This is a genomic window from Streptomyces sp. NPDC007084, assembly GCF_040703595.1.
Lineage (GTDB): Bacteria > Actinomycetota > Actinomycetes > Streptomycetales > Streptomycetaceae > Streptomyces.
Genome location: NZ_JBEYFY010000063.1, coordinates 34,018 through 41,149 on the forward strand (window position 1 = coordinate 34,018; position 7,132 = coordinate 41,149).

Genomic DNA, 7,132 nt, shown 5'->3' on the forward strand with positions numbered 1-7,132 from the left:
CGCCCGTACGCCCCGTACGACTGCGCCCGCCCGTTCCCCACGACCGTGGCCCGACGACCTGACGATCTGGCGGTCAGACGGCCTCGGCCGCCACCTGCCCGGAGAGGCTCTTCATGCCCCGCACGTCCACCCGCCTCACCTTCGCGGTCCTCGCGACCGGTGCCGGCGTGTTCTCCATGCTGCAGTCGCTGATCGCGCCGGCCTTGCCGACCGTCCAGCACGCGCTGCACACCTCCCAGTCCACCGCGACCTGGGTGATGACCGCGTATCTGCTGTCCGCCTCGATCTTCACGCCGATCCTCGGCAGGGTCGGCGACCTGCTCGGCAAGAAGCGCACCATGGTCGCCGTGCTCGTCGCCGTGCTGGCCGGCTGTCTGCTCGCCGCCCTCGCGCCCACGATCGGCGTCCTCATCATCGCCCGCGTGGTGCAGGGCGTCGGCGGCGCGCTCTTCCCGCTGTCGTTCGGCATCATCCGCGACGAGTTCGCCGCGTCCCAGGTCAGCGGCAGCATCAGCAACCTGTCCGCCGTCATCGCGGCGGGCGGTGGCGTCGGCATGGTGGCGGCGGGCCCGATCGTGAGCGCCCTCGACTACCGCTGGCTGTTCTGGATACCGGTCGGCATCGTCGCGGTGACCGCGCTGATCGCCCTGCGCTACGTCCCCGAGTCGCCCCGGCGGGCCACGGGACACGTCAACTGGCTCGGCGCCGCCCTGCTGTCCGGCTGGCTCGTCGCGCTGCTGCTGCCCCTCAGCCAGGCCGGCCAGTGGGGCTGGGGCTCGGCCCGGGTGATCGGCCTGCTCGCCGCCGCCGTCCTGCTCTTCGCCCTCTGGCTGTTCTCCGAGGCCCGGTCCACGAGCCCGCTCATCGACCCGCGCATCATGCGGCTGCCCGCCGTGTGGACCACCAACACCGCCGCCCTGCTGTTCGGCGCGGGCATGTACGCGATCTGGTCCTTCCTCCCCGGCTTCGTCCAGACCCCGGACTCGGCGGGCTACGGCTTCGGCGCGAGCGTGACCGCGGCCGGACTGCTCATGCTGCCGATGCTGATCGCGATGTTCTGCTCCGGCGTGCTCAGCGGTCGCCTCGAACCCGTGCTGGGCGCCAAGAAGTTGCTGGTCGCCGGGGCCACGCTCGGCGCGGTCGCCTGCGCGATCCTGGCCCTGTGGCACGACCGGCAGTGGCAGGTCGCCCTCGCGGCGGGCGTGTTCGGCCTCGGTATCGGCCTCGCCTTCGCCTCCATGGCCAACCTCATCGTGGGCAGCGTGCCGGCCGAACAGACCGGCGCCGCGACCGGGATGAACGCCAACATCCGTACCATCGGCGGTTCCATCGGCGCCGCCGTGACCAGCGTCCTGGTGACCGGCCGCCTCCAGTCCTCCGGCCTGCCCTACGAGTCCGGCTACACCCACGGGTTCACCCTGCTCGCCCTGCTCTGCCTGGCCGCCGCCCTGGCCGCACTCCTGGTCCCGGTCCAGCGAACCACTCGCCACTCCGGTCCACGCGCCTCGGGAGACACGCTTCGTGCGGGTGCGGGTGCCGATCCGCTGAGCCGCGCGGCGGAGGCCGAAGCCGAGGCGGGGATCGCGGCGCCGGGGGCGCGTGGCTGAACACGGACGCGTGACCAGGGTCAGGTCGGGTGCCGGTGCGGGGTGTCTGGGCTCGGGCGTCGGGTGCCGGTGCGGGGTGTCCGGGCTCGGGCGTCCGGTGCCGGTGCCGGCTGCCCGGCGGTCTCAGGTGGGCGTAGCGGCACCCGGCATCAAGTCGACCCCCGTCATGGGGCGTCGGTGAACCCGGCGAAGCCGTCGAGCAGTGCCGCCGCCACGGTCACGTCCTCCGTGAGGGGACGGTCCCGCGTCTCGGGGTCCAGTTCCGCCGCCGCGACGGCATAGGCGCGGCCCGCGACCGTCTCCGGACCCGGGGCGTCGCCTCGCAGCCGCAACGCCCGTACGGCGGCGACCAGTTCGCATCCGAGGACCAGCCGGTACGCCCGCGCCAGCCGCAGTGTCTTGCGGGCGGCCTGGGTCGCGAAGGTCGCCGCCTCCTCCGTCCCCTGGGACAGCACCACGTGTCCGAGGGCGGCCGGGGTGGCACAGGCCTGTATCTCGGCGAGCGCGGACGCGGCGCTGTACTCCAGGATCATCATTCCCGACCCGGCGGACGAGGTGTCGGCCAAGTAGGAGCGCAGACCGGTCAGTTCGGAGCGGCCGAGGCCGGAGAGCCGGGCCGCCGAGAGGCGGCCGGTGCCGAGCACGGCGAGGCCGAGCTGATCCAGGGCGAGGGTGAGCGGCGCCGTGAAGAAGCCGCCGTGATGCCGGGCGACCGGCGCTCCGGTGACCGAGTCCCAGTCGATCAGGGGGTTCTCGGTGGCGGAGTTGAGGTCGATGGACAGCACCCGCTCCAGGCCCTCCCAGGCCTCGACGGCCGGGCCGTGGGCCTGCGGGAAACACCGGAAGCCGTAGGGGTCCTGCACCCGGGAGGGGCCGCCCGCCCGCACCGGCGCCACGGCTCCCGGTCTGTCGTCAGCGCCGAGCAGCTCCCGGACACGGGCCGCCGCCCGCCGGATCGCCGGATGCGGATGGGCGGCGTGCACCTCGGGCGCGTACGGCTCCCGGGACGCGTCCACCGCCCACAGCGACAGCGCGGCCACCACGGGAGCGGCGCCCAGCAGAACGCCGAGGTCGTGGCAGGCGAGCGCGGACTGTCCGAGGGTGAGGGCGTTGCTGCTCAGCAGGGCCAGCGCGTCTCCCCGCCGGACGGGCAGGCTTCCGGGGAGCGCGTTCCCGGCGTCCGGCCGGTCCCGTACCCAGTCGCGGTGTCCGGACAGGGCGAGGCCCAGTTCGGCCAGGGCGGTCAAGTCGCCGGTTCCCACGGCTCCGTACTCGGGCACCCGGGGGTGGACCTCGGCACGGAGCGCGTCGATGATCGCCGACGCGATCTCGGGGCCGAGCCCCGATCCGCCGGCCAGCAGCTGGTTGGCGCGGACCAGCATCATGGCCCGGACCTCGCGGGCGGGCAGCGGTTCGCCCACGCCTCCCGCGTGGCTCAGCAGCAGCCGCAGGTCGTGGCCCGCGCCGTCGGACTCCTCGACCGCCAGGCCCCGGTGGGCGCCCACGCCGGTGCTGCGCCCGTAGACCCGCGCGCCCTCCGCCGCCAGCCGCTCCGCGGCACACCGGGTGCGCTCCATCGCCACCAGCGCGGCGGGATGTGCCGAGGGAGGCGCCGCCCCGCCGGCCACGGAGGCCACCATCGCCGTGCCCAGGCCCCGGCCGTTCAGGGACACTTCGGGAGCGGCCGCGCCGGTGACCGCCCCGGCGCCCTCTCCGGCGGTCGTGCCCGCGCCGCCGCCCGCGAGGCCGGCGACACCTCCGCTTCCGCCCGCGACGGCGATGCCTCCGGTGACGGTGTTCCCCGTGGTGTCCCCCTCGACCGGCTCGGCGGCCCCGGCCGTGCGCTTGAGCATGGCGGCGTTCTCCCCTCCCGCGTGCTGCCCTCCCCGCGTCGCCGGAGAAGCCGGGCCGGGGCCGGGAGGCGCCGGGGTGGACCCGCCTCGGTACCTCCCGGCCCCGGCACCCCCGGCTCCGTCAACCGGCCGCCGGCCCAGGCGTCAGCTCAGGCCCACCGGTGTCAGCTCAGGCCCGTCGGTGTCAGCTCAGCCCCACCGGCGTCGGCTCAGGCCCGTCGGTGTCAGCTCAGGCCGGCCGAGGACAGCCAGGCCTTCGCGACGTCCAGCGGGTCCTTGCTCTCGTTCTGGACCTGGCCGTTGAGCGAGACCAGGGTTTCCGTGTCCAGCTTCGCCGAGACGTCGTTGAGGACCGAAACTCCGGCCGCCGGCAGACCCTTCTTGTAGGTCAGCGGCGTCACGTTCTCGAAACCGAAAAGACTCTTCGGGTCCTGGAGCACGACGAACTTGTTCTTGCTGATTCCGGGGTCCGTGGAGAAAATATCCGCGGCCTGGATGTTGTTGCCCTTGAGGGCCGCCACGGTGAGCGGACCGCCCGCGTCCAGCGCCTTGAAGTTCTTGAATTCGAGACCGTATACCGACTTCAGGCCCTTCAGACCCTGCTGGCGGGTCTGGAACTCCGGCGAACCGCCGATGACGAGGTCCTTCGCCACGTCGGCGAGGTCGGAGATCGTCGACTTGTCGGTCAGGCTGTACTTCTTCGCCGTGGCCTCGTTGACCGCTATCGCGTCCTTGTCCTCCGCCTTCGACGGCGTCAGCAGGCTCAGCTTGGGGTCGAGCTTGGCCGTGATCGCCGAGCTGGTCTCCTCGACGGTCTTCGGGGCGGCCTTCGCGTCGAGGTAGGCGAGCAGCGCGCCGTTGTACTCCGGCAGGACGGTGATCGTGCCGTTCTTGATCAGACCGTACGTCGTCTCGCGGCTGCCGATGTTCAGCTTGTAACTGACCTTGATCCCCTTGGACTTGAGAGCCTCGCCGTAGATGTCGGCGAGCAGGATGCTCTCGGGGAAGTTGTTGGAGCCGACAACGACCGTACCGCCCTTGGCGGTGTCGCCCTTCAGCGGGTCGGACTTGCCGGAGTCGTCGTCGGAGGAACCGCAGCCCGTCAGCGCTGCGGTGGCCGCAACCAGCAGAGCGACAGCGTACGTTGCGGACGTTCGGGTACTTCTGGCGATGGTCACGTTCGTCATCCAGACTTAACAATGGGTGGGGCGTGGGCACGGTCTTGAGAGTCCAGACGATCCAATCGAGCCACCTCAAGGACCGTCAAGACACGAATAGATCACTGGTGGGGACCGTACAGCTTCGCCGGGTAGGCGCAACGCGACCAATATGCGCGCGAATCCGGCGACCCCGCATGTCACTTTTTGGTTGATCATGGCCGTACTCTTACGCCAGCCGCTAGGGTTGGCCGCGTCGAGGGCCCCCTTCCGCTTGTCGGCCCGCGCACGCTGTCGTGACCATTGACCATGCAGGCCTGCCAAAAGGCTTCCAACGGGGAATGAAGTCAAGGAGGTTGGGTGCCCGCCCACAGAAAAGCCGCCTCGGGGCAGCCGTCCACGGCTCTTCCGGTCGGCCGGACACCATCCCCACTGGACCGCTGGCCGTTCCGCCGCAAACTCAACGTGCTGGTGATCGTGCCGCTCGCGGTGATCTCCGCGATGATCGCCTACGTCGTGTACGGCGAGATCGACAAGGCCCGTTCGGCGGCCGACACCGCCCGGCTGGTCCGCGACAGCTCCCAGGTGACCAAACTCATCGACGCCGTCCAGACCGAGCACCGGCAGGCGCTCCTCGTCTCCCTGCGCCATGAGGCCGGGGCGTCCGGCAAGGGAGCCTCGGACACCACGGGTTACCTCGACGCGCAGCAGGAGGTCGGCGCCCGCATCGCCGCCGTCCGCACCGCCTACGGCGACCGGCTGCCCGACGCCGAGGGCCAGGCGCTGAAGGAACTGGAGGGCCTGGACAGCCTCCGCAAGACCGTCGAGCAGGGCCCGATCCCCGCCGACAACATCGACCCCGCCTACGGATCGGTGATCGAAGGCCTGATCAACGGCATCGGGCTCGGACAGTCGGGCGGCGAGTCCGCCTCGTCGGCCGCCAACCTGCTCGACGCCCTGCTGCGCGCCGACACCGCCCACGCCTCCTTCGAGACCAGCGTGTTCGCCGCCCGCACCCGCGACTCCAACGCGCTCATCGAGTTCACCGGCGCCGTCGGCGACCACGAGCAGTACACCTACCAGGCCGAGCGGTTCACCCGGTTCGCCAGCCAGGACCAGGGCACCGCCCTCGCCGGGATCGAACGCAGCCCGTACCAGAGCGTCATCAGCCAGCACTGGGCCGCGCTCCAGGTCGACCCGAGCGGCCTGGTCGCCGACACCCCGGCGCAGTTGCGGACCGCGCTCGGCGACGCGCTGCGCGCCGACCCCACCTACGAGCGGCAGGCCGACAACCGGCTGAAGATCGTCCAGTCGCTCATCGACGAGATCGCCGCCGACGCCCAGTCCGCGTCCAGCGACGCCTGGTGGCGAGTGGCCTGGCTGGTCGCCGCCGCCCTGGCCGCCTTCGCCGGCTGGATGCTCTTCTCCGTCCTGACCCGCCGCTCCGTGGTGCGCACCGTGCGCTCCCTCACCGCCGCCGCCCAGCATGTGGCGGGCGCGGCGCAGAGCGAACTCGCCCGCGTCGCGGACGACGACGCCGACGACGCGAGCCCGCCGCGGCTGGAAGCCGTGCCCGTGCCCGTGCGGGACGAGATCGGCGAACTGGCCGAAGCCTTCAACCAGGTTCAGGTCACCGCCTCCGCCCTGCTGGAACGCCAGGTCGTCGGCCGGCGCAACATCGCCGAGATGTTCGGCAACATCGGCCGCCGCGTCAGCAACCTGACGGCCCGTCAACTCGCCCTGATCGACTCGGTGGAGCGCGGCGAGACCGACCCCGAGGTGCTCGACCGGCTCTACCGCATCGACCACATCGCCGTCCGCCTCCAGCGCAACGCCGACAGCCTCATGCTGCTGGCCGGCATCAGCGAGACGGGGGTCAGCACCGAACCGATGCGGCTCAGCAACATCGTCCGCGCCGCCCTCGGGCAGATCGAGGGCTACCAGCGCGTCACCCCGCACGCCGAGGGCGATGTCACCGTCGTCCCCGACATCATCGGCGACCTCACCCTGATGCTCGCCGAACTCCTGGAGAACGCCGTGATGTTCTCCCCGGCGAGCAGCGGTGTCGAAGTCGTCCTGCGGCCCCGGCACGACGGAGGCGGCGCACTCGTCGAGATCATCGACCACGGCCTCGGCATGAGCCCGGAACGGCTGCAGCAGGAGAACGCCCGGCTGATCCGCCGCGAACGGCTCGACCTCGCGCCGACCGAGGTCCTCGGCCTGTTCGTGGTCGGCGGTCTCTCCCGGCGCTGGGGCATCGAGGTCGTCCTGTCCCGCACCCCGGGCGGCGGCGTCACCGCCACCGTCGCGATACCCGCCGCCCACCTGGTGGCCGGCGACTACGGCAGGACCGTACCGCGCGCCCCGCGGATCATGCCGCCCGCGCCCCGCCCCGGACCGCCCGAACCGCGCCCCGCGCAGGTCGAGTCGCCGCCGGGACCCGCGGGCCTGCCCCGCCGGGTGCCCGCCCGGCCCCGGACCGCCGAGCCCACCGGCCACGCCCGCCGCACGGAGC

The 7,132-nt window shown here is 72.2% G+C and carries 4 protein-coding genes; 2 read left to right on the top strand and 2 right to left on the bottom strand.

The annotated features are described in order from the left end of the window. Positions 1-113 precede the first annotated feature (113 nt). Positions 114-1,607, top strand: a complete 1,494-nt coding sequence (locus AB0912_RS31070; protein ID WP_366705737.1) for an MFS transporter — start codon at positions 114-116, stop codon at positions 1,605-1,607. Between the two features lie 164 nt (positions 1,608-1,771). On the opposite strand, the gene AB0912_RS31075 is transcribed toward AB0912_RS31070, so the two are convergent. Next, entirely contained in the window at positions 1,772-3,460 is a 1,689-nt protein-coding gene (locus AB0912_RS31075; RefSeq protein WP_366705739.1) for an aromatic amino acid ammonia-lyase, read from the bottom strand. Between the two features lie 224 nt (positions 3,461-3,684). Next, the gene (locus AB0912_RS31080; RefSeq protein WP_366705741.1) at positions 3,685-4,647 is read right to left on the bottom strand and encodes an ABC transporter substrate-binding protein; all 963 of its coding nucleotides are present in this window, start codon (positions 4,645-4,647) and stop codon (positions 3,685-3,687) included. Between the two features lie 402 nt (positions 4,648-5,049). Between AB0912_RS31080 and AB0912_RS31085 the strand changes: the two genes are divergently transcribed. Continuing rightward, positions 5,050-7,132: ATP-binding protein (locus AB0912_RS31085; protein ID WP_366705745.1), on the top strand; the 2,083-nt coding region annotated here is incomplete at its 3' end.